Source organism: Nibricoccus aquaticus (assembly GCF_002310495.1).
GTDB classification, from domain to species: domain Bacteria; phylum Verrucomicrobiota; class Verrucomicrobiia; order Opitutales; family Opitutaceae; genus Nibricoccus; species Nibricoccus aquaticus.
In genome coordinates this window covers 331,862-353,177 of the sequence record NZ_CP023344.1, presented here as the reverse complement: position 1 = coordinate 353,177, position 21,316 = coordinate 331,862, and the positions used below count along the sequence as shown (strand labels likewise).

Annotated in this window: 16 protein-coding genes; 7 read left to right on the top strand and 9 right to left on the bottom strand. The window is 61.8% G+C overall.

Annotated features, from left to right (window positions below; all coding sequences use genetic code 11):
• Nucleotides 1–51 precede the first annotated feature (51 nt).
• The 4 genes from CMV30_RS01490 (at nucleotide 52) to CMV30_RS01475 (ending at nucleotide 8,846) form a co-directional block, all read left to right on the top strand.
• Nucleotides 52–3,258, top strand: a complete 3,207-nt coding sequence (locus CMV30_RS01490) for a PAS domain S-box protein (protein ID WP_096054379.1) — start codon at nucleotides 52–54, stop codon at nucleotides 3,256–3,258.
• The gene (locus tag CMV30_RS01485) at nucleotides 3,255–3,698 is read left to right on the top strand and encodes a response regulator (RefSeq protein WP_096054378.1); all 444 of its coding nucleotides are present in this window, start codon (nucleotides 3,255–3,257) and stop codon (nucleotides 3,696–3,698) included. The genes CMV30_RS01490 and CMV30_RS01485 overlap by 4 nt, the downstream gene beginning before the upstream one ends.
• A 21-nt stretch (nucleotides 3,699–3,719) precedes the next feature.
• Nucleotides 3,720–6,164, top strand: coding sequence for a response regulator (locus CMV30_RS01480; RefSeq protein WP_096054377.1), 2,445 nt, complete (start codon nucleotides 3,720–3,722; stop codon nucleotides 6,162–6,164).
• A 138-nt stretch (nucleotides 6,165–6,302) separates the two neighbouring features.
• The gene (locus CMV30_RS01475; RefSeq protein WP_096054376.1) at nucleotides 6,303–8,846 is read left to right on the top strand and encodes a PAS domain S-box protein; all 2,544 of its coding nucleotides are present in this window, start codon (nucleotides 6,303–6,305) and stop codon (nucleotides 8,844–8,846) included.
• Between the two features lie 26 nt (nucleotides 8,847–8,872).
• Here the strand turns inward: CMV30_RS01475 and CMV30_RS01470 are convergent, their stop codons facing one another.
• From CMV30_RS01470 to CMV30_RS01460, 3 genes are all read right to left on the bottom strand, one after another.
• On the bottom strand, nucleotides 8,873–9,292 hold the full coding sequence (locus tag CMV30_RS01470) for a GxxExxY protein (protein ID WP_096054375.1): 420 nt from the start codon (nucleotides 9,290–9,292) through the stop codon (nucleotides 8,873–8,875).
• A 27-nt stretch (nucleotides 9,293–9,319) separates the two neighbouring features.
• Complete coding sequence (gene leuB, locus CMV30_RS01465; protein ID WP_096054374.1) at nucleotides 9,320–10,420, bottom strand: 3-isopropylmalate dehydrogenase; 1,101 nt, start codon at nucleotides 10,418–10,420, stop codon at nucleotides 9,320–9,322.
• A gap of 162 nt (nucleotides 10,421–10,582) precedes the next feature.
• On the bottom strand, nucleotides 10,583–12,025 hold the full coding sequence (locus CMV30_RS01460; protein ID WP_096054373.1) for an FAD-binding oxidoreductase: 1,443 nt from the start codon (nucleotides 12,023–12,025) through the stop codon (nucleotides 10,583–10,585).
• Between the two features lie 123 nt (nucleotides 12,026–12,148).
• Here CMV30_RS01460 and CMV30_RS01455 point away from each other — a divergent pair, with 123 nt between their 5' ends.
• The 3 genes from CMV30_RS01455 to CMV30_RS01445 all read left to right on the top strand — a co-directional run bounded on the left by CMV30_RS01455 (nucleotide 12,149) and on the right by CMV30_RS01445 (nucleotide 14,707).
• A complete protein-coding gene (locus CMV30_RS01455) occupies nucleotides 12,149–12,769 on the top strand; it encodes an MBL fold metallo-hydrolase (RefSeq protein WP_245844367.1) in 621 nt (206 codons plus the stop codon).
• Complete coding sequence (gene ribD, locus CMV30_RS01450) at nucleotides 12,766–13,920, top strand: bifunctional diaminohydroxyphosphoribosylaminopyrimidine deaminase/5-amino-6-(5-phosphoribosylamino)uracil reductase RibD (RefSeq protein ID WP_217494439.1); 1,155 nt, start codon at nucleotides 12,766–12,768, stop codon at nucleotides 13,918–13,920. Before CMV30_RS01455 ends, ribD begins: the two co-directional genes overlap by 4 nt.
• Before the next feature lie 148 nt (nucleotides 13,921–14,068).
• A complete protein-coding gene (locus tag CMV30_RS01445; protein WP_096054371.1) occupies nucleotides 14,069–14,707 on the top strand; it encodes a non-canonical purine NTP pyrophosphatase in 639 nt (212 codons plus the stop codon).
• A gap of 2 nt (nucleotides 14,708–14,709) precedes the next feature.
• Here the strand turns inward: CMV30_RS01445 and CMV30_RS01440 are convergent, their stop codons facing one another.
• The 6 genes from CMV30_RS01440 to CMV30_RS01415 all read right to left on the bottom strand — a co-directional run bounded on the left by CMV30_RS01440 (nucleotide 14,710) and on the right by CMV30_RS01415 (nucleotide 21,290).
• Nucleotides 14,710–17,775 carry a hypothetical protein gene (locus CMV30_RS01440; RefSeq protein WP_096054370.1) on the bottom strand — a complete coding sequence of 1,022 codons (3,066 nt, stop codon included), beginning with the start codon at nucleotides 17,773–17,775 and terminating at the stop codon, nucleotides 14,710–14,712.
• Between the two features lie 15 nt (nucleotides 17,776–17,790).
• The gene (locus CMV30_RS01435; RefSeq protein WP_096054369.1) at nucleotides 17,791–18,465 is read right to left on the bottom strand and encodes a PulJ/GspJ family protein; all 675 of its coding nucleotides are present in this window, start codon (nucleotides 18,463–18,465) and stop codon (nucleotides 17,791–17,793) included.
• 2 nt (nucleotides 18,466–18,467) lie between these two features.
• Entirely contained in the window at nucleotides 18,468–19,151 is a 684-nt protein-coding gene (locus tag CMV30_RS01430) for a type IV pilus modification PilV family protein (protein WP_138223061.1), read from the bottom strand.
• 187 nt (nucleotides 19,152–19,338) lie between these two features.
• The gene (nadA, locus tag CMV30_RS01425; protein WP_096054367.1) at nucleotides 19,339–20,319 is read right to left on the bottom strand and encodes a quinolinate synthase NadA; all 981 of its coding nucleotides are present in this window, start codon (nucleotides 20,317–20,319) and stop codon (nucleotides 19,339–19,341) included.
• Nucleotides 20,320–20,438: 119 nt separating this feature from the next.
• The gene (locus CMV30_RS01420) at nucleotides 20,439–20,807 is read right to left on the bottom strand and encodes a TPR end-of-group domain-containing protein (protein ID WP_096054366.1); all 369 of its coding nucleotides are present in this window, start codon (nucleotides 20,805–20,807) and stop codon (nucleotides 20,439–20,441) included.
• Nucleotides 20,808–20,828: 21 nt separating this feature from the next.
• A complete protein-coding gene (locus CMV30_RS01415; protein ID WP_096057555.1) occupies nucleotides 20,829–21,290 on the bottom strand; it encodes a Fur family transcriptional regulator in 462 nt (153 codons plus the stop codon).
• Between the last annotated feature and the right edge of the window lie 26 nt (nucleotides 21,291–21,316).

The following is a 21,316-nucleotide window of genomic DNA, read 5'->3' as shown; positions in this document are numbered from 1 at the left end:
TCCCGACAAGTTGTGGCGGGCGCTGGCGGTGAGAACCGGGGGGCAGGAGCCATGAACGACTGGTGGGGCAATTTTTGCACGAAGGCGGGATTCATGCCGCACGGACATTGTTACCAATGGACGCCGGGGCTGGTGTGGTTGCACGCGGTGGCGGATGCGTTCATCGCGCTGGCGTATTACTCGATCCCGGTGGCGCTGGTTTATTTTGTGAGGAAGCGGCGTGAGATGGATTTCGGGTGGATGCTGGTGTGTTTTGCGGCGTTCATCATCGCGTGCGGGACGACGCATGTGCTGGAGATCTGGAACATCTGGCATGCGGAGTACTGGCTGGCGGGCGGGCTCAAAGCGGTGACGGCGGCGGTGTCGGTGTTGACGGCGATTTTATTGATGAGGCTGCTGCCGGTGTTGGTCACGCTGCCGACTCCGGGTGAGCTGAAGCGGCTGAACCTGGCGCTGGGGCAGGAAGTGGCGCAGCGGCGGCAGGCGGAGGAGAGTCTGCGCACGCTGAACGCGGAACTGGAGCAGCGGGTGGCGGAGCGCACCGCGCAGTTGAATGGTGCGAACGAGGATTTGTTGAGGCAGTTTGCCGAGAGCAGACGCACGGAGCAGGAGTTGAGCGTGTCGTCCCGGGAAGTGGCGGATCTGCGGGCGGCGCTCGATGAGCACGCGATCGTGGCGATCACCGATCCGCAGGGGAAAATCACCTTCGTGAACGACAAGTTCTGCACGATTTCAAAGTATTCGAGGAAGGAGCTGATCGGACGGGATCACCGGATCATCAATTCGGGGCATCACTCGAAAGCGTTCATTCGCGACTTGTGGACGACCATCGCGAAGGGCGAGGTCTGGCGCGGTGAGATCAAAAATCGCGCGAAGGATGGGTCCTTTTATTGGGTGGCGACCACGATCGTGCCGTTTCTGGACGAGGCAGGGAAACCGCGGCAGTATGTGGCGATCCGGGCCGACATCACGGAGCGGAAGCGGGCGGAGGAGGCGTTTCGTGAAAGCGAGGAGTTATTCTCGAAGGCATTTTTGATGAGCCCAGACTGCCTGGTGATCACCCGGATGTCCGACCGCACTGTGGTCCGGGCCAACGACGCGCTGTGCTCCCTGTGGCAGCGAACGGCCCACGAAGTGGTGGGCAAGCCGGCGCCGTTTTATACCAACTGGGTGAGCGAGGGGGAGCGGTTGATCTTTATGCGGGCGATCAACGAGCGCGGCGAATGCCTGAACTATGAAACCAAACTCCGCATGGCTGACGGCCGGGAGATGGACTTCACGCTGTCGTCCCGGCTGATCACTTTGAAGGGCGAGGCCTGTGTGCTCAGCGTACTGCGGGATATGAGCGAGCAGAGGCGGGGGGAAGCCGCGGCGGCACGTCTGGCCGCGATCGTCGAGTCGTCGGAAGATGCGATCATCGGCAAGGATCTTTCCGGTGTCGTCACCAGTTGGAACACGGGGGCGGAAAAAATCTTCGGGTATGCGGCCGCGGAGATACTGGGGCAGCCGATTACGCGGCTGATCCCTGCGGATCGGCAGCACGAGGAGAGGGATATTCTCGAACGCATCCGGAGCGGGGAGAGCGTCAGGCACTTCGACACGGTGCGGGTGCGCAAGGACGGCCGTTTGATTGACGTCTCTATCGTCGTGTCCGCGATCAAAGATCCTTCGGGGAAAATCATCGGTGCCTCGAAGGTGGCCCGCGACATCACCGAGCGGACGCGGGTGGAAAATACCTTGCGGGAAAACGAGGAAAGGATGCGTCTGGCCACTGAGGCGACGGGTGTCGGGATCTGGGAGTGGAACGTAAACACTCATCAAATCCGATGGGATGCACAGATGTTTCGAGTCTACGGCGTGCCTCCGACGCCCGACGGGATTGTGCCTTACTCCATATGGAGCGGCGCGGTTCTGCCGCAGGATCTTTTGCGCCAGGAGGAGTTACTCCATGCAACCGTCCGGAACAAGGCCCGCGGCTTTCGTGAGTTCGGAATCAAGCGGGGACGTGATGGACAGGAGCGGACGATCGAAGCGGTTGAGGATGTGCGTACGAATAGCCGGGGTGACGTGGAGTGGGTGGTTGGGACCAACCTCGACATCACCGAGCGAAAACGTGCGGAGCAGGCCCTGCGGGAGAATGAGGAGCAATTTCGGACGATGGCTAATTCGATCCCGCAACTGGCGTGGATCGCGCGGCCCGACGGGTTTATTTCATGGTACAACCGCCGCTGGTACGAGTACACGGGCACCGTTCCAGAGCAGATGGAGGGGTGGGGGTGGCAGAGCGTCCATCATCCCGCTGCGCTGCCCACGGTCATGGAGCGATGGGAAGCGGCGATTGCCGCCGGAAAGCCGCTCGACATGGAGTTCCCGTTGCGAGGAGCGGATGGGCGATTCCGCACCTTTTTAACCCGGGTGGAACCGTTGCGGGATTCGGAGGGGCGCATCGTGAGGTGGTTTGGAACGAACACCGACGTGGAGACGCTGAAGCAGGCGGAGGAAGCGGTTCGTCAGCTCAATGCGGAGCTTGAGCAGCGTGTGACGCTGAGGACGGCCCAGCTGGAGTCCGCTAACAAGGAGCTGGAGGCGTTCTCGTATTCGGTCTCGCATGACTTGCGGGCACCGCTACGGGGTATAGACGGGTTCGCGCGCATCTTGCAGGAGGATTGTGCGGAGCGGCTGGATGACGAAGGCCGCCGGGCGCTGTCAATTATCTGCAGCGAATCGAAACGGATGGGGCAGCTGATCGACGATTTGCTGGGTTTTTCGCGCATGAGCCGGAAGGAGCTTGAAGCGACGGTGGTTGATATGGCCGATCTGGCGCAGAGCGTTTTTGACGGACTCATCACGGAGACGGTGAAGCATGCGCCGGAGTTGGTGTTGAAACCGCTGCCCAAGGTGCCGGGTGATCGCGCGACGCTGCGGCAGGTTCTCGTCAATCTGCTCGGGAATGCGGTTAAGTTTACCGCGCACCAGGCAAAGCCGGTGATCGAGCTGGGAGCGATGAGCGAGGGCGGGGTGGCGACGTTTTATGTGAAGGACAATGGCGTGGGTTTTGATGAGAAATACCGGGCGAAGCTTTTTGGCGTTTTCCAGCGGCTGCATAGTGAGGATGAATTTGAGGGAACGGGCGTAGGGCTGGCTTTGGTGCAACGGATCATCCACCGTCACGGCGGCAAAGTCTGGGCGGAGGGACGACTCGGGGCTGGCGCGACGTTTTATTTCACTCTGCCGGAAGCCACGGAAACCATTTTATGAATACTCCCTCCGAAGTCGAAATCCTGCTGGTCGAAGACAATCCGCGCGATGCCGAGCTGACGTTGCGGGCGTTGAAAAAGCGGCACCTCGCCAATCACCTAGTTCATGTGAAAGACGGGCAGGAGGCGCTGGACTGGCTGACCGGCATGGGCGCTTATGCGGGGCGGGATCTGAAGCAGATGCCGAAGGTGGTGCTGCTCGATTTGAAGCTGCCGAAGATGAACGGGCTGGAGGTGCTGGCTGCGATCCGGGCGAACGAGGTGATCAGCATGGTGCCGGTGGTGGTGCTGACGTCGTCACAGGAGCAGCGCGATGTGATCGAGAGCTACCGGCTTCGGGTGAACAGTTACATTGTGAAGCCGGTGGATTTCGAGAAGTTCTCCGTAGCGGTGGCGGAGGCCGGTCATTACTGGCTGCTGGTGAATCACAACGTGAGCTGAGGGAGCGGCTCTTTTCGCCCGATGAATCCGCAGGAAACTCATTTGAAAGCAAAGATACGGGTCCTGCTTTTGGAGGACCGGGCGGTCGACGCTGAGATCATGATGCGCGAGTTGAAGCGGGCGGGCTTCGAGCCGGAGTGGGAACGCGTTCAGGACAAGGAGGGGTTTTGCGCGCGGCTCGATGCTTCGCTGGATCTGATTCTGGCGGACTTTAATCTTCCGGCGTTCGACGGGCTGCGGGCGCTCGATGAGGTTCGTCTCAGGGATCTGGATGTCCCGTGCATTGTTGTTTCGGGATCGATCGGTGACGAGAAGGCGGTGGAGTGCATCAAGCGTGGGGCGGTGGATTATCTGCTCAAGGACCGGCTGGCACGGCTTGGGCAGGCGGTGACGCAGGCGTTGAAAGACCGGCGCCAGAAGAGGGAAAGCAAGGCGGCGGCGGAGGCTTTGCAGCGGAGTGAAGAGCGGTTTTCCAAGGCATTTCACTCAAGTCCGGCGGCGCTCATGATCAGCCGGAAAAGCGATGGCGTGATTCTGGAGGTGAACCGGGCGTTCTCGGAGCTGTTCCGGTGTCCGCGTGAAGAGGCGGTGGGGAAGACGTCGCTGGCGCTGAACCTGGTCGATCCGGTCGTGCTGAGCCGGTACCGGGCGTTGATTGGAGCGACGGACTCAGTGCTGAACTATGAGATGGACATGCACACGAGGACGGGGGAGCCGTTGAGCGTTTTGTTGTCGTCCGAGGTCGTGGAGGACGGAACGGAGTCCTGCATTTTGACGACGGGCGTGAATATCACCGAACGCAAGCAGGCGGAGATTCGGATGGAGCTGGAGTATGCGGTGACGCGGGCGCTGGCGGATGGCGCGGCGTTGCGGGTGACGGCAGTGAAGATCCTAGAGATCATCTGCCGGATGCTGAGGTGGGACGCAGGCATGCTTTGGAAAGTGGATACAGCGGGGAAGGTGCTGCAATGCGTGGAGCTGTGGCATGCGCCCTCGGCGCGCGGGGCGATGGAGCGTTTCGCTGAGGAGAGCCGGAAGCGCGTGTTTGTGCAGGGACAGGGATTGCCGGGGAGGGTCTGGGCGACGCGGGCACCGGCGTGGATTTCGCGCCTGTCGCAGGACACGGCTTTTCTGCGGCGGGAGATCGCGGAAGAGGCGGGGATGCAGAGCGGGATGGGTTTCCCGGTGTTGTGGCAGGGAGAGGTGCTGGCGGTGGTGGAGTTTTATAACGCGCGCTGCGTGCAGCCGGATGGAAAGATGCTGACGCTGCTGGCGACGCTCGGCACGCAGCTCGGACAATACATCGAGCGGCAGCAACTGGAGGAGCAGTACCGGCATTCGCAGAAAATGGAGGCGATCGGGACGCTCGCGGGCGGCGTGGCGCATGATTTCAACAACATCCTCACGGCGATTTACGGTTACTCCGAGATCGCAAAAATGGATGCGGGAGAAAATGACGCTGTGCGTAATTCGCTTGATGCGATTGTCAAAGCGGCGAGGCGGGCGACATCGCTGGTGAGGCAGATTTTAACGTTCAGCCGTCAGCAGCCGCAGCAGCGGTCGGTGGTGCAGATGGGGACGATCGTGGGCGAGGTGCTGACATTGTTGCGGGCGACGCTGCCGGCGACGATTGAGATCAAATACCTGTCTGCGAGGGAGTGCTCGAGCGTGCTGGCGGATGCGACACAGATCCATCAAGTGCTGATGAATCTTGGGACCAACGCGTGGCATGCGATGAGAGATCAAGCAGGGCGTCTGGAGATCCGGTTGGAGGATTTCGATGTAGATCGTGAGTTCGTGCAGGCGCGGCCGGCGTTGCGACCGGGCCGGTATGTGCGGCTGTCGGTGAGCGACACGGGGAGCGGAATGGACCAGGCGACACAGGCACGGATTTTCGAGCCGTTTTTCACGACCAAAGGTCCGGGCGAGGGAACGGGTCTGGGGCTGGCGGTGGTGCACGGCATCATGCAAGGGCATGACGGAGCGATCACCGTTTATAGTCAGCGGGGGGAAGGGACGACGTTTCATCTCTATTTCCCGGCGCATGGGGCGATGCCGGTTTTGGGGGAAGTGGAGGGCGCTCCGGTGCCGCGCGGTAACGGACAGCGCATTCTCTACGTGGATGACGAGCAGGCGCTGGCCGAGATGGGGCAGAAGATGCTCGAGCGGCTGGGTTACGCGGTGGATATCTGCTGCGTGCCGCGGGAGGCGCTCAGACTTTTTGCGGAGAATCCGGGTGGATTCGATCTGGTGGTGACGGATCAAACGATGCCGGGGATGACGGGAATCGAGCTGGTGCGAGAGCTCCTGCACATCCGGCCGGGCCTGCCGGTTATTCTGACCACGGGGTATGTGGGGACGCTTACGGTGGAACGGATTCGAGAGCTGGGCATCCGTGAGTTGATGATGAAGCCGCATTCGGTGCGAACGACGGCGGAGACGGTCAGGCGGAGTCTGGAGGGGTGAGGTGTTTGCCGGAGGGGCGGGCCGGGGTGTGGCGAGCGAACGGGGTCTTGCGCGGGGCGACGGAGGGTGTCTGGGTGGGGACAGGACTTTGACGGCTGAGACTGGGTGGCACCTCGCCGGGGTCTTTTTTTAACTGTGATGAATCCGAAAAATCCCGCACGGATCGCCTGGCGCATCGCAGGTGCCTACATGGTCGTGGCGGGGGCGTGGATTTTGTTGTCGGACCAGATCGTGATGGCGCTTTGGGGGAATACGACGACGGCACTGACGGTGGTGCAGACGTACAAAGGATGGTTCTTCGTGGTCGTGAGCGGGGGGCTGCTGTTTTGGTGGGTGCGGGGAGAGATGCGGAAAAGCGGAGAGGTGGAGGCGCAAACGACCGGAATCGAGGAGGAGGCGAAGCGGCTGGAGATGATGCTAGAGGGGGGGAGCGAGGCGTTTTTCCTGTTCGATCATGCCTGGCGGTACACGCATGTGAGCCGGCAGGCGGAGTTGATGTTAGGGAGGCCGGCGTCGGAATTGCTGGGGCGGGTGATTTGGGAGGCGGTGCCGGAGACGGTCGGCAGCGATTATCAGAAGGCGTGTTTGCAGGTCGCGCAGACGCGGAAGGCGGGAACCTTCGATGCGTATTTCGCGCCGTGGGAAAAATGGTTTGAAGGCAGAATCTACCCGAGGGCGGAAGGCGTGGCGGTCTTCACGCGCGATGTGACCATGCGGCATACGGCGGAGGAGCGGTTGGGCGAGGCGACGCAGCGGCTGAAGCAGAGCGAAGTGCGGCTGAAGGCGGCGCAGGCGCGGGCGAAGATGGGGAGCTGGGAGTCGGATATGGCGACGAAGGAGAACTGGTGGTCGGAGCAGCTGTGCCGGATGTTTAACCGCGATCCAGCGCTGGGACCGGCGCCGCTTCCGGAGTTTCTGGAGATGCTGCATCCGGACGATCGTCCGATGATTCTCAATACAGCGGCGGAGATGCCGGTACTCAGGTCCATCAAGACGGAGAAGTTCCGCTCCAATCCGGCGCACGGGCCGGTGAGGTATTTCGACGCGATCGTGGAGGCGATTTTCGACGAGAAGGGGAATCGCATCAAAGCGGGAGGCACGATCATGGATGTGACGGAGCAGCGGGAGGCGGAGGTCGCACTGCGAGACAGCGAGGCGAAGTACCGATTGATCGTGGAGACGGCGCATGAGGGCATCTGGCTGATCGACGCGGAAGATCGCACGACATTCGTGAACAGGCGGATGGCGGAGATGCTGGGTTATGCGTCGGAGGCGGAGATGCTCGGGCGGAAGGTTTTCGATTTCATGGACGAGGCTGCGCGTGCGGAGGCGAATGAGGTGCTCGCGCGGCGGAGACGGGGGCTGCGGGAGGATCATGATTTTCGTTTCCGGTGCAAAGATGGCTCCGATCTGTGGGCGTCGCTCAGCGCGTCGCCGATCCATGATGAGAAAGGCGGCTATGCGGGTGCGCTGGCGATGGTGATGGATATGACGGAGCGCAAGCGGCTGGAGGAGCAGCTGCGCCAGGTGCAGAAGATGGAGGCGATCGGGCAACTGTCGGGTGGCGTGGCGCACGATTTCAATAATCTGCTGACGGTGATCAAGGGGCAGATCTCGTTGTTGCAATGCGCGGGGCCGCGCGACCCGGAGACAGACCAATCGCTGGAGGATATTTCGCTGGCGGCGGATCGGGCGGCGAACCTGACGAGGCAGCTGCTGGCATTCAGCCGGAGGCAGGTACTGCAGTTGCGCGATCTCAACATCAACGAAGTGGTCGAAGGCATGGGCAGCATGGTGCGGCGGATCGTGGGCGAGGATGTGACGGTGGAGCTGGCGTGCGCGCCGGGGGCGATCGGCGTGCAGGCGGACACGGGGATGATGGAGCAGGTGATTTTGAATCTCGTGGTGAATGCGCGCGACGCGATGCCCAAGGGTGGGCGCCTGAGGATCGAGACGGCGCGGGTGGAGATCGACGCGGAGACGGCGCGGAAACGACCGGAGGGGCGGGCGGGAAGTTTTGTGCGTCTGACGGTGGCGGATACGGGAACGGGGATTCCTCCGGAGACACTCCCGAAGATCTTCGAGCCGTTTTTCACGACGAAGGAGTTTGGCAAGGGGACGGGGCTAGGGCTGGCGACGGTGTACGGGATCGTGCAGCAGCATCGCGGATGGATCTCGGTGGAGAGTGTGGTGGGCGCGGGGACGCGTTTCCACGTGCATGTGCCGGCGCTGGAGGGGGTGGCGCTGGCGGTGGTGGTCGGGCTGGAGGAGCCGGCGGGTGCGGCGGGGGGCGGAGAGATGATTTTATTGGTGGAGGATGAAGCGGAGGTGCGCGCGGTGGCGCGGTTCGCTCTTGTGCGGCAGGGATATCAGGTGATCGAGGCGGAGCATGGGGCGAAGGCGCTGGAGGCGTGGGCTCAGCATACCGGGAAGATCAAGTTGCTGCTGACCGACGTGGTGATGCCGGGCGGGATCAGTGGGGTGGATCTGGCGTTGCGGCTGCGTCAGGAGCAGCCGGGGCTGCGGGTGATTTATATGAGCGGATACAGCCCGGAGATGGCGGGGAAGAATTTCGCGCTGAGAGAAGGCGTGAACTTTTTGCCGAAGCCTTTCGACATGACGACGCTGACGCGGGTGGTGAGGGCGTCGTTGGATCGGGCGGGGTCGGCTGCGCCGTTTTAGGAGGAGGGCGAAGCGATTTTTTTATTTCACCGCGGAGGCGTGGAGGGCGCGGAGTTCGGAAGGGACTGAGTCAGGGCGAAACGTTTGAGGCCGTGGCGGAGTAACGGGACGTTGAAATTGATGAGGAGAGCTATTGGGAGTCGACTGAGACGGAGGTAGGTCAGGACTTGAGCTTCGTGGATAGGCTCCAGGTGGGAGACTGATTTGAGTTCGAGGAGCACTGAGTTGTTGACGACTAAATCGAGGCGATAGGCGGCGTCGAGCTGGCGGCCTTTGTAGGAGATTGGAAGCGGCATCTGGCGTTGCAGAGTGAAGCCGGAACGCTCCAGTTCGTCGGCGAGGCAGACCTCGTAGGCAGACTCCAGCAGGCCGGGACCGAGGTGGCGGTGCACCTCGATCGCGGCTGCGATGATTTTATCGGTCAGAGCTTTTGACTCTAATTCCATCCTCCGCGCCTCTGCGGTTAATTTGAACTACAGGTTTTTGATGATGGCGTCGGCCATGGCTTTGGTGCCGACGGCGGGTTTGCCGAAGGCGATGTCGCCGGTGCGGACGAGGTCCACGGTGACGGTCTTGCGGACGGCGGCTTCGATCTTCGCGGCGATGGCGTCGAGGCCGAAACTGTAGCGGAACATGAGCGCGGCGGAGAGGATTTGCGCGCAGGGATTGGCGATGCCTTTGCCGGCAATGTCGGGCGCGGTGCCGCCGGCGGGTTCGAAGAGGCCGAAGGGTTTGCCGTGGGAGTTCTGGATCGTGCCGAGGGAGGCGGAGCTCATCATGCCGAGCGAGCCGCAGATGACGGCCATCTCGTCGGAGAGGATGTCGCCAAACATGTTTTCGGTGAAGAGCACGTCGAACTGGTTCGGGTCGCGCGCGAGCTGCATGGCGGCGTTGTCCACGTACATGTGGCTCAGCGCGAGGTCGGGGTGGTTTTTCGCGAAGTAGGCGGTGACGGTCTTGCGCCAGAGGACGGAGGTTTCGAGGACGTTGGCCTTGTCGACGGAGCAGATTTTTTTGCTGCGCGTGCGTGCGGTCTGGGCGGCGGCCTCGGCGATGCGTTCGATCTCGGAGGTTTTGTAAACCATCGTGTCGGTGGCCTGCTGCTCGCCGTTTTCGAGGGTGATGGTGGACTTGGCGCCGAAGTAGATGCCGCCGGTGAGTTCGCGGATGCAGACGATGTCGATGCCGTTGGGGATGCGCTCGGACTTGAGCGGGGAGGCGTCGGCGAGGTCTTTGTAGAGGAGTCCGGGGCGGATGTTGGCGAAGAGATTGAAGGCCTTGCGGAGCGGGAGGAGGGCGGCGCGCTCGGGCTGTTCTTTGGGCGGGAGCTTTTCCCATTTCGGTCCGCCGACGGAGCCGAAGAGAATGGCGTCGGCCTGCTGGCAGGTGGCGAGCGTGGAGTCGGGGAGGGCTTTGCCGTGGTTGTCGATGCCGGCGCCGCCGACGTCGGCGTGCTGGTAGGAGAGCGTGAGGTTTTCTTTTTTCGCGACGTGCTCCAGCACGCGCAGGGCCTCGGTCATGACCTCGGGTCCGATGTAGTCTCCAGAAAGAACGGCGAATTTAAGAGTCGGCATAAAGGGCGGACGTTAGCGAGCGGGAGTAGCGGGAGGGAAGGCGGAAAGTTAGTAGCGAGTAGAGCGGAGTACGGGTTGGGACACAGAGATCATGCGGGCGAAGACGCAAAGGCGGGGCGCGAGCCGGGGAACGCTTAACTCTCAACACTCAACATTGAACGCTCAAGTGTCGGAGGGGGCGGCGAAGAGCGTGCGGTGGTGGCGCCACGAGTCACTTTGGAAGCGGTGGTGCGGATCATGGAGATCTTTGAGGCGGAGAAATTCGCGGAATTGCGGGTAGGCGCGCTCGATCTGATCACGGCGCGCCCAGCGGTGGTAGGTGAGGAAGTAGCTGCCATTGAAGGCGAGCGCGGTGTCGATGAGGGCTCGGAACGTGTCGGCGGCGCGGGCGAGTCCGTCGGGCGTGTGATCGACGTGGAGATTGAAGATGACGCAGGCCCAGGGTTCGCGGGCCCAGGCGAGGAAGGTTTCTTCGTCGCGCTCGATGAGGCGGATGGTGCCGTAGATCACGGCCATGCCGGAGGTGCGGAGGAGCGCGGCGGCTTTTTCCATGAAGGCGGTCAGGGAGGCGCGGGGAACGTAGAGCTCGCTGATCATCTCGCTCGCGCGGTGGGTGTGGGCGTGGCCGGAGCGTTCATCCTGGGCGACGTGGTAGTGATCGAGGTAGGTGCTGAGTTGGTGGGTGTCGCTCCAGTAGCGCTGTCGGTCGGTGGAGAGATAATAGCGGGAGTATTCCTGGAAGACGCGGGCGCGGTCGGTGTGGGCGAGGTGGATGAGGCGTTCCCAGTCGTCGGCGCGGAGTTGTTTTTGTTCGTCGGGGACGGACTCGTCGTCGGCGATGCGGTGGTAGGCGGAGAAGACGCCGAGCTTCAGGAAGTCGGGAGAGTTTTCGTCGATGGCGTATTGGAAGTCGCCGAAGAGCCAGGTGGAGGTGTCGCGTTCCTCGGGGACGCGGACGAGAGCGTCGAGGGTGAGGATCTCGACGCGGCGCTCGACTTTGGCGCGCGGGATGAGGCGCAGGGTGACGTCGGCGATGATGCCGAAGAGACCGTAGCCGCCGATGACGAGGCGGAAGAGATCCGGATTTTCACTACGCGAGCAGCGGCGGATGTCGCCGCGGGCGTCGATGAGCGTGAATGCTTCGACGTCGCTGACGATGGGCGGGTAGCGGAGGCCGCGGCCGTGGATATTGGCGGAGAGGGCGCCGCCGAGGGAGAGGCGGTCGGCGCCGGTTTGTTTCTGGCGGATGCTCCAGGCGGGCTGGCCGGGGCGGGCGTGGGCGGCGCAGGCGGCGATGATGGCGGGCCATTGAATGCCGGACTCGGCGGTGAGGAGACCGCGCTCGGTGTCGAAGGTGAGGACGTTGTTGTGATGACTCAGATCGACGAGCCAGGTGTCGGTGCCGAATTGCTGGCCGCCCATGGCGTGGCGTCCGCCGCAGAGGGAGAGTGCGGCATTGGCCGTGATGGACTCGCGGACGAGCGCGACGATTTCGTCGAGGCCGCGAGGCGTGAGGATACGGGCGACGCGGGTGGGGTTGAGCGCGGAGTGGAGGTCGTTGACGAGGAGCGGATCGGCGGGGTCGCTCGCGGGGTGGTTATTCATACGAGACGCGCTGATGCGATTGTCCGCAGAAGGACTGACTGGCAAGTGCGGGAGTTCAGAGCGGGCTTGCGCGTCGAGGGCGGTGATCGTGTGCTGCGGTGATTACCGATGAAGATTCATGTGATGACCGCTGGCATGGTGCAGACGAATGCGTATTTGCTGACGCCGGAGGCGGGGGGCGAGGCGGTTTTGATTGATGCGCCGCTAGGGGTGTGGGCGATGGTGGCGAAGATTTTGGAGAAGGAGAAATGTGTGTTGAAGGAGGTGTGGCTGACGCATGGGCATTTCGATCACATCCAGGGTGTGGAGGAGATCGCGGCGGCGACGGGGGTGAAGGTTTTTGCTCACGAGGCGGATCGTGCGATGATGGAGCAGCCGGAAGTGGTGGAGGCGCGGATGGGGTTTCCGCTGGGACTCAAAGTGGTGAAGCCGGAGGGCTGGTTCACGGTGGGCGAGAAGCGGATGGCTGCGGTGGCGGAGGCTGAGGTGCGTTATGTGCCGGGGCATTGTCCGGGGAGCGTGTTGTTTTATTTCGCGAAGGAGGGCGTGGCATTTGTGGGGGACGCGATTTTCGCGGGAAGTGTGGGGCGGACGGATTTTGAGGGCGGGAGTTTTCCGCTGCTGGAGAAGTCGATCCGCGAGCAGATTTATACGCTGCCGGAGGCAACGGTGCTGTATCCGGGACATGGAGGGACGACAACGGTGGCGAAGGAGAAGCGTGGGAATCCTTACGTGCGGCCATGAGTGCGAACGACGAAAAGTTCATGAAGCGGGCGGTGGAGTTGGCGCGGAATGCGTGGGGAATGACGCATCCGAATCCGCTGGTGGGGGCGGTGATCGTGGAGGATGACGAGATCGTGGCGGAGGGGTTTCACGCGCAGGATGGCGGGCCTCATGCGGAGCGGGTGGCGCTCGCGAAGCTCGGACGCAGGCCGAAGCCGAAGGCGGTGTTGTACGTGACGCTGGAGCCGTGCTCGACGCATGGGCGGACGGGGGCTTGCTGCGAAGCGATTAAAGAGGCGGGGATCGCGCGTGTGGTGGTGGGGGCGACTGATCCGTTTGTGGCGCACGCGGGGCGCGGGTTTGGCGTGTTGAGTGAGGCGGGCGTGGAGGTCGTCAGCGGCGTGCTGGAGCGGGAATGCGCGGATTTGAATTTGATTTTTAATCACTGGATCGCGCGGCGGACGCCGCTCATCGCGGCGAAGTCGGCGGTGACGCTGGATGGGAAGATCGCGACGCGCACAGGTGAGTCGAAGTGGATCACGGGGGAATTGGCGCGAGCGGATGTGATGAAGTGGCGGCGGCTTTTTCCGGCGATCGCGGTGGGAGCAGGGACGGTGATGAAGGACAATCCGAAGCTCACGGTGCGGGTGGAAGGTGTGGAGGAGTGGTGTCCGTGGCGGTTTGTTTTCGACGGACTATTGCGGTCGGTGTCGGACCGGGTGATGCCGCAGGTTTATACGGATGGATTTCGCGAGCGGACGATCGTGGTGACGACGGAGCATGCGGGACTCGGATACGTGCGGAAGCTGCGCGATCAGGGGGTGCAAGTGTGGGCGTTGCCTTCGGCGACGCAGCGGGTGCCGATCGCGGAGTTTCGGAAGAAGTGCGTGGAGGAAAAAATCACGGGGGTGTATCTCGAAGGCGGGGCGCAGCTGGTGAGTGAATTTTTGCAGGAGCGGGAGGTGGATTATTATTTCATGTACCGGGCGCCGTTGTTGCTGGGCGATGAGCGGGCGAAGGCGGGGTTTTCGGGGTTGAGGACGGAGAAGCTGGAGCAGGCGGTGCGGCTGGCGGACGTGCGGCACGAGGTTTTCGGAGACGATCAGTTGATGCGCGGGCGGGTGGTTTATCCGCAGCGGATGCAGGTGGATGAGGGGGGCGCGGCGCAATGACCAATGAACTGGCGCGGTTAGCTGGAAAGCGGACGATGTCCAACCGGCGGGTTAGGGCTAACCCGCCCTACCTCGGAGAAGGCGGACGACACGGAGGTCTTCCCTCCAGGGATCGCGGCGTGAAGCCGCTCCGGCAGAGAGAATTTTTATGAAGATCTATCTAGCGTCGGGGAATGCGCACAAGGTGCAGGAGTTTCAGGCGATCGCGGATCGGGCGCGGGCGGAGGGGGGCGTGGCGGTTGAGTTTGTCTCGGCGAAGGCGGTGGGAGGGATGCCCGAAGTGGTTGAGGACACGGGGACGTTTGTCGGTAACGCGCGGAAGAAGGCGGTGGCGTTGCGGGCGAAGCTGGAGGCGTCGCCAGTTTCCAAGGACACGCTGTGGGTGCTGGCGGATGATAGCGGGATTTGTGTCGATGCGCTGGGCGGAACTCCGGGCGTGGAGTCGGCGTACTTCGCGGGGCCGGAGGGCAATCCGGCGGCGAATTTAAGGAAGTTGGTGGAAGTGATGCGCGGGGTGCCGGACGGAAAACGTGGGGCGCATTTTGTGTGCGTGCTGGTGTTGCTGGGGCCGGGCGGGGTGGAGCAGGTGGTGGAGGAGCGGGTGTATGGGACGTTGTTGGTGGAGCCGCGGGGAGGGGCGGGTTTTGGGTACGATCCGTTGTTCGTGCCGGTGGGGGAAAAAGAAAGCCTCGCCGAATTGGGCGAGGCTTTGAAGAACCAGATCAGCCACCGGGCGCGGGCGGCGGGGCGGCTGATGGGGTGGTTGGGGGCTAATGGCTCGGTTTGATTTTAGAAGCCGGAGTCGCTGATGACTGTGTTGTCGGTAACGTCTCCCTGACGGAGGAGGCGGAATTCTCGGGGAGAGGTGACGTAAGCCATCGGGGTTCCGGGCGGGAAATTCCCTTCGTAGAGCATGCGGTGGTAGCGAGAGGAGACGAAGGCGTTGGCACCGTGTTCCTGCCAGTAGGCCTGGATGTCGGACCCGGTACTGCGGCCGTAGGCCTGTTTGATGTGCTGGAGTTCGCTGTGAAACATGCCGACCATCGAGCCTTTGATAATGATGGGGGTGGGGGCGCCGCTGCCGGCCCAGTTTTCCAAGCAGTGGGTGAAGAACTCGAAGATGGGGAATTCACCAGTGGCGACGCAGGCGGAGATCTCGACGTATTTACTAGTGGCAGGATGAGTGACTACGGTTCCGTCGTTCTTTCTGGCTGTCGGATGGCTGAACAATGGACGAATCCGGATGGGGCGGCCGGGAGGACCGCCGACACGGCCGGGCTCGGCGTTAGCGACGGTGGATGAATTATTGGCTCCGTAGAAACTGCGGTTGCGATTACTTAAGGTGACCGTGGCGTCGCTCCATCCCCAACCGTTGGAGAGAATAGTGAAGGTGTCGCAGAAGATGGCGGCGGGAATCTCAGTGATGGCGGTATCTTTCTCAGAGTAGGCATCGGGAGCGGAGTTCGTAATGCTAGTGCCCGTGAGATAGTTGCCGTCGGAGTTATAGTTACCCACGAGGTAAACGGGGCCGTTGGTGGCGATGGTGAAGCCTTCCTCGTCGTTGCCGGTATTTGGATGCGGCAGCTCGCGGCCATTGATGATCTGGAGGGCGGGGATGGCGTAACGCTCGTTGAGGATAGTGGAGGTTTTACCGTAGTCGGCGGCCAAGATGTTGACGACGGGCAGGGTCGAAGTTGGAGGCAGCAGCCCGTATGGTCTCTGCGTCACGTGATTGGAATCGGGGTAATCACGAAGTTCTGGCGCGATGGGGACGATGCCGGGTTTCGGATTGGTTGCAGTGACTATGCTGTCCGCACGGTCGCCGCGGGATGCGTGATCGGTGATAAACCAGCGGTCAGGATGACGTTTCTCCTTCACGCCGTAGTCGAAGCGCCGGCTTTTGCCAGTGTTGCCTGCACCGGTGACGGGAAGGATGTTGGTGGGCAGGATGGCGGCGGCGTTCTGAAGATTAAGTGAGGTGGGAAATTCCACATACACGAGGCCGTTCCAAAGTGTGCGCGGGGCGGTCACGGTGCCGATGTTTTGGGCTGGGTTGAATTGGTTGCGGAAATCGAGGTCGGCACCTGAGAGGAGACCAATGGGGGCTTCGAGGACGTACTTGAGTTTCGCTATATCGATCGTGAGTGGGACCACGGCGCGACCCATGCGGGAGTCGAAGAGGCCTTTATCTACCCTGACGCGTTGATCGTTGTGATTGATGAGGGTGCGATTGGCGGCGACGGAGGAAATTGATGGAATCAGTTTAATCTGATCGACCCCGGCCCCTGTGTAGGCGCTAGCCGAGGCGGCGGTCAGGGTCACATCGAAGTCTTCGAATACGCCATCGCTTGCGATTGAAGTGACTGACGCATTTGCGGCACCGATGACACCGGTGGGCAGGGGGACGGCGATGAGATAAGGATTACCGCCTGAATCGAGGCCATGAATGTCTGTGCCCAAGCTGCGATCCCAAGTCGCCGAGACTTTGTAGGCGCGAACGATGAATGTTTTCCATGGGTTGGAGATGCGGGGTTCGTTTCCGCCGATGACGTTGTCGTCGTCGGGGTCGATGAGATAGTCGTTTTTGGCGGTCAGCGGGTTGCCGCTGCCGACTCCGGCAATGGAGCTTGTAGCCGAGGGCGGTACTCCGTCGGTGGTGCGCAGGTTTGCTGCAGGAGTGAGGTCGTTATGCTCGATGATGAAGATCAGGCTGGCCTTGGCCTGGAGGGAGTTTTCCAAGGTGGCTTTGTGCGAGGCGTGGCTGACGGGGAGATTGGGCTCGATGAGAGCGTAGGGTGAGTTGTTGAACTCATTGACGCCGGTGGTGGCTTTGACGTCCTGGCGGTAGCCTTCGGAGCCCACGGGGGTGAGCTCAGGGACCAGGTGGGCTTTGTCTTCGAGGTGACCTTTGAAGAGAGCGGTGGCGTCGTCTTTCCACGAGACGAGGCGGCTGTCCAGGGTGTTGGTGAGAGGCACGTATGTGTGCACGTTGCCGGGGCTTTCGGTGTAGATTTTTAGATCACCGGAGCCGCCGGTGGCGACGGGGTTCACGCCGGCGATGGTGAAGTCGAGCTGGCCGGCGGCATTGACGGGGGTGTAGCCGAAGGAGTCGGCACCGGTGCCGCCGCTGTCGAAGGTAGAGCCGCGGTAGAAGTTAGCGGCGGTAGTGACGGCACCGTTATAGATGGCACCGTCGCCGTTGTGGGCGTTGAGGAAGAGGTTGCCGTTGGCGTGAACGCCACCCATCGGGCGGAAGCCGCGGTGGAGGTGGAGCTGGCCCTGGAAGAAAATGGAGTACTGGAAGAGGGCGATTTCGCGGGAGGAGATGCCCTTGTGGACATAGGCGGTGTACTCCTGGGTGCCGTGACGGGCGGTGATTCTGGCGACGATGGGGACGAGGCTTTCGTTTACCCACTGATCTTTATTCGGGTCGGTGGCGTTGGCGGGGTCTTTGCCGTCAACGCGGTAGCGCTTTTTATTGCGAGGAGCGAGGACGCGGACCTCAAGGCCGGTGAGTGTGGTGACGCCGGGTTTGGCCTGGAGGCCGGACTGGAGGGTGATGGTGCCGAGGAGGAAGTCCTCAACGGCGGTGGGAAAGGTGAAAGTTCTGTAGCCGGTCGAGGGGATGGTGCCCGCGTTGGCGAGGGTGTTTTGCTGAATATCGTTGATGATATATGAGTAGGCGTAATCGAGGGCGGTCTCTGCTGCGGCGTTGGCCTGGAGCTGGACCTCGCGTTGGAGGTTCACGCGGCGCTGGGTGTTGATGAGGCTCAACACGGATGCAGAGATGATGGCGACGAAGAGGGTGGACATCAGCACACCCGAAAGAATGGAGCCTTGAGAATTGGTTTTCATGTTTGAGGAGGCGGATCAACCGCGGATGAAGAAGGAGGCTTCGATGAGTTTTTTATTCACGGTGCGGGCATCGATGCCCTGAGCTGCTTCGATGGAGAGGATGCCGGAGTGGCCGCGCTCGCGGACGAGAAATACGCCGAATCCTGTGACGGGGGGCGTGAGGTTTTCGCCGATGATGTGAGGAACGAGGGTCGTGTAATTGTTGACGAGGATCTCTTCGAGGGTGGCGGGGAGGACATTGGTGGCCAGGTCGCCTTTCTCTGCGGCGGTGACGGTGTATTCAAATTTCCGGAGATTTTTGGTTGTCGGGCTGTAAATGTAGCCAGTGATTTTGTCATAGGCGGCGCGGGACGAGCCGGCGTCCTGGCTGCTTTTCGTGAGGATGAGGACGTTGCCGCGGCCATCCTTGTTCAGGCGTTTGGTGCTGTCGGCCATATCGGCTGGCGTGAACGTCGAGTAAACGGACATGCCGTTGGCGGTTTTGGAATCGACCGAGATCGCGACGAAGATGCTCCATTGCGCGAGATCGTTGACGGAGTTATTGGTGGCTTTGAGTGAGGCGCGGGCGCCTTCCATCATAAACCAAGTGGCGGCGCCACCGAGAGCGACGCTGATGCCCAGGGCAATCAAGACTTCGGTGAGTGTGTAACCGCGTTTGCGGGAGCGTGAGCGGAGGGGGAAGGTTTTCATAATCAAAGGGCCGCAGCTGAGGCTACGTTTTTCACTGCCTGAGGGTTGATGACGACTAGACGGATGGTGCCTTCCTGCCAGTTGGTGCGTTGCGGCATTTTCCATTGGTAAATGAGTGCGATTTCTATGGCCTGAACGATGGGGGTGCTGAGTGACTCGTTATACTTCATCGAAAGCCAGTAACGTGTATCCAGTTTCGTGGTGTTAAGGCCGCTTTCCATCGGCAGTTTGATGTTAGTTCGATTGATGCTGATGACGGTACCGTCGAGGACGTTGAGGATTAGCTCTTCAGGTCGAAGTCCGGCAGGCAGGTTGAGGGATGCGTATGGGTTGACCGTGGGCGGGACGTAGAGTGGATCGCCGACAAGGACGGTCGTGGTGTGTGTTCCTGTGGGAGCGAGGAGGGCGGCAGCGCGCAGGGCTTTCAGCTCATTGTAATTTTTCAGCCTGAGTTGCTCGAGGATGTTGAGCGCGGTGTTAGTGACCTGAGTCCGGTAGCGAAGCCCAACCGACGCTCGCTGATTCTGAATAAAAAGCCCGGTGGCGGATACGGCGAAGATGGTGAAGATCGTGGCGGCAACCATCACCTCGACTAGGGAGAGGCCGCGTCGTAGGCGGGCTCCTGTGATGCGGGTGAAAGGTGCGTGCTGGCGGGGGCGGGAGGGAGAGCTTTCCGTGGTATTCACGGGAGCAGTCTAGCGGGTCACGCGGGATCGCGGTAGGGGCGATGGCGGGGCATTGGACCCGGGTCGGGTAGGGCCGTTTGGCCCTGGTCGCGGCCGCGTAGAGGCGTTGCCCACGCGGTTGGGGGCGCGGAGGCGAAGGTGGTTTATGCGCGACTGGGGCGTCGCGACGCCATCGGAAGGGGACGGGTCAGCGTTTGCTCCAGTCCAACATGCGTTGGAGGGGGATCAACGCGGCGGAGCGGATGTCGGCGGGGAGCTCAATCTGCGGGGTCATGTTTTTGAGCGCGTCGCGGACTTTCTCGATCGTGTTCATTTTCATGAAGCGGCAGTCGTTGCAGGCGCAGGTGTCGGTCGGGCCGGCGATGAAGGTTTTGTCGGGGACCTCGCGCTGGAGGCGGTGCAACATGCCGGACTCGGTGATGACGATGATTTCTTTCGCGGTCTGTTCCTTGGCGAATTTCACCATGAGCTCGGTGGAGCAGACTTCGTCGGCGAGGTCGCGGACGGCTTGGACGCATTCGGGATGCGCGACGACGGGGGCGTGGGGAAATTTGGCGCGGACTTTTTCGAGCGCCTTCACGGTGAACTGGACGTGGGCGTAACAGGAGCCGGGCCAGAGGCGCATCTTGCGGCCGGTTTTTTGCGCGACCCACTGGCCGAGGTTTTGGTCGGGGACGAAGAGGATTTCGCGGTCGGCGGGTATCTGGTTGACGATTTTGACGGCGTTGCCGCTGGTGCAGATGACGTCGCAGAGGGCCTTCACGGCGGCGGAGCAGTTGATGTAGGCGACGACGTACACGTTGGGATTCGCGGCTTTGTAGGCGGCGAGGCGGTCGGCGGGGCAGGAGTCGGAGAGGGAGCAGCCGGCGTCAAGATCGGGGAGAAGGACGGTGCGCGTGGGGTTAACGATTTTGGCTGTCTCGGCCATGAAGTGGACGCCGCAGAAGAGGATGGCGTCGGCTTTGGAGGCTTGGGCCTGATAGGCGAGGCCGAGGGAATCGCCGACGTAATCGGCGACCTGCTGGATGGCCTCGATCTGGTAGTTGTGCGCGAGGATGACGGCGTTGCGTTCGCGTTTGAGGGCGAGGATTTCCTGCTGGATGGGCGTCAGCGCGGGTGCGGCGGTGCGGGGGGCGAGGACGTGTGGCTCGTAGTCGAGGACGGGCATTTTTAGAAATGGAGGAAAATGACCAGTGACCAATGACCAGTGGGGCGGAGCTGGCAACTCTGGGGTGTGAATGGACGTCGCGAACTCCGCGTCTTAAATGACGCGGCTACCCGATCTCTTCAGCTCTGGGGTTTGAGCTGGCCGAGGAGTTTTTTGAAAGCGGGGTCGGCTTTCAGGATTTCGAGGTCGGGGTCTTGCGACATCCAGTCGAGGTCGTCGTAGCCGAGGGCGATGGCGTCTTTGAGGGAGCGAAGGGCGTCGGTCTTGCGTTTGCAGAGGGCGAGGCTGCACGCGAGGTTGTAGTGGGCGGTCGCATTTTTGGGGAGGAGGCGGACGAGTTTGCGGTCCATTTTCAGGCCGTCCTCGATGCGGCCGGTTTTTGTGTAGAGGCCGCCTAGGATTTCGATGACGTCGGCGTAGGTCGGGTCGCGGCGGAGGACCGATTCGAAGAAGGCGATTTCGAAGGCGGGATCGGATTTTTTTCCCATCGAGGCGAGAGGCTGCGGCGGTCAGCTGCGGTTTTTGCAGGTGCCGGTTTGCTTGAGCGCGTTGCAGTGCGCGTTCACCTGGAGACGTTGCGTGACGGGGGTGAGGCCGAGTTTGGTGGAGACGGAGTTGCCGTACCATTCCATGAAGGGGGCGGCGATTTCGAAGATCTTGTCGCAATCCATGCAGATGACCTGGGCGACCTGAGGATTGTTTTCGGCGTTGGGGAGGTAGTACTTCAGGTTTTTGCCGATATCGACTTCGCGGACGAGCGAGGCTTCGACCATGATCGGAAGCGTGCGGTAAACGGTGGCGCGGGAGACGGAGTCGTCGATGGCGCGGGCGTGGTCGAGGAGTTCCTCGGCGGTGAAGTGCTCTTTCTGGCCGAAGGCGGCTTCGAAGATCGCGAGACGTTGCTCGGTGACGCGAAGACCTTTTTTGGCGAGGTAGTTTTGGAATTTATCGCGGGCGGCTTCGTTGCTCACGCTGGGACGTTCAAGTTGGCGGTGGT

Bases quoted from the DNA above. Each gene is read 5' to 3' on its own strand.
- CMV30_RS01490 (WP_096054379.1), top strand. From the start codon at position 52: ATGAACGACTGGTGGGGCAATTTTTGCACGAAGGCGGGATTCATGCCG.
- CMV30_RS01485 (WP_096054378.1), top strand. From the start codon at position 3,255: ATGAATACTCCCTCCGAAGTCGAAATCCTGCTGGTCGAAGACAATCCG.
- CMV30_RS01480 (WP_096054377.1), top strand. From the start codon at position 3,720: ATGAATCCGCAGGAAACTCATTTGAAAGCAAAGATACGGGTCCTGCTT.
- CMV30_RS01475 (WP_096054376.1), top strand. From the start codon at position 6,303: ATGAATCCGAAAAATCCCGCACGGATCGCCTGGCGCATCGCAGGTGCC.
- CMV30_RS01470 (WP_096054375.1), bottom strand. From the start codon at position 9,292: ATGGAATTAGAGTCAAAAGCTCTGACCGATAAAATCATCGCAGCCGCG.
- leuB (WP_096054374.1), bottom strand. From the start codon at position 10,420: ATGCCGACTCTTAAATTCGCCGTTCTTTCTGGAGACTACATCGGACCC.
- CMV30_RS01460 (WP_096054373.1), bottom strand. From the start codon at position 12,025: ATGAATAACCACCCCGCGAGCGACCCCGCCGATCCGCTCCTCGTCAAC.
- CMV30_RS01455 (WP_245844367.1), top strand. From the start codon at position 12,149: ATGACCGCTGGCATGGTGCAGACGAATGCGTATTTGCTGACGCCGGAG.
- ribD (WP_217494439.1), top strand. From the start codon at position 12,766: ATGAGTGCGAACGACGAAAAGTTCATGAAGCGGGCGGTGGAGTTGGCG.
- CMV30_RS01445 (WP_096054371.1), top strand. From the start codon at position 14,069: ATGAAGATCTATCTAGCGTCGGGGAATGCGCACAAGGTGCAGGAGTTT.
- CMV30_RS01440 (WP_096054370.1), bottom strand. From the start codon at position 17,775: ATGAAAACCAATTCTCAAGGCTCCATTCTTTCGGGTGTGCTGATGTCC.
- CMV30_RS01435 (WP_096054369.1), bottom strand. From the start codon at position 18,465: ATGAAAACCTTCCCCCTCCGCTCACGCTCCCGCAAACGCGGTTACACA.
- nadA (WP_096054367.1), bottom strand. From the start codon at position 20,319: ATGCCCGTCCTCGACTACGAGCCACACGTCCTCGCCCCCCGCACCGCC.
- CMV30_RS01420 (WP_096054366.1), bottom strand. From the start codon at position 20,807: ATGGGAAAAAAATCCGATCCCGCCTTCGAAATCGCCTTCTTCGAATCG.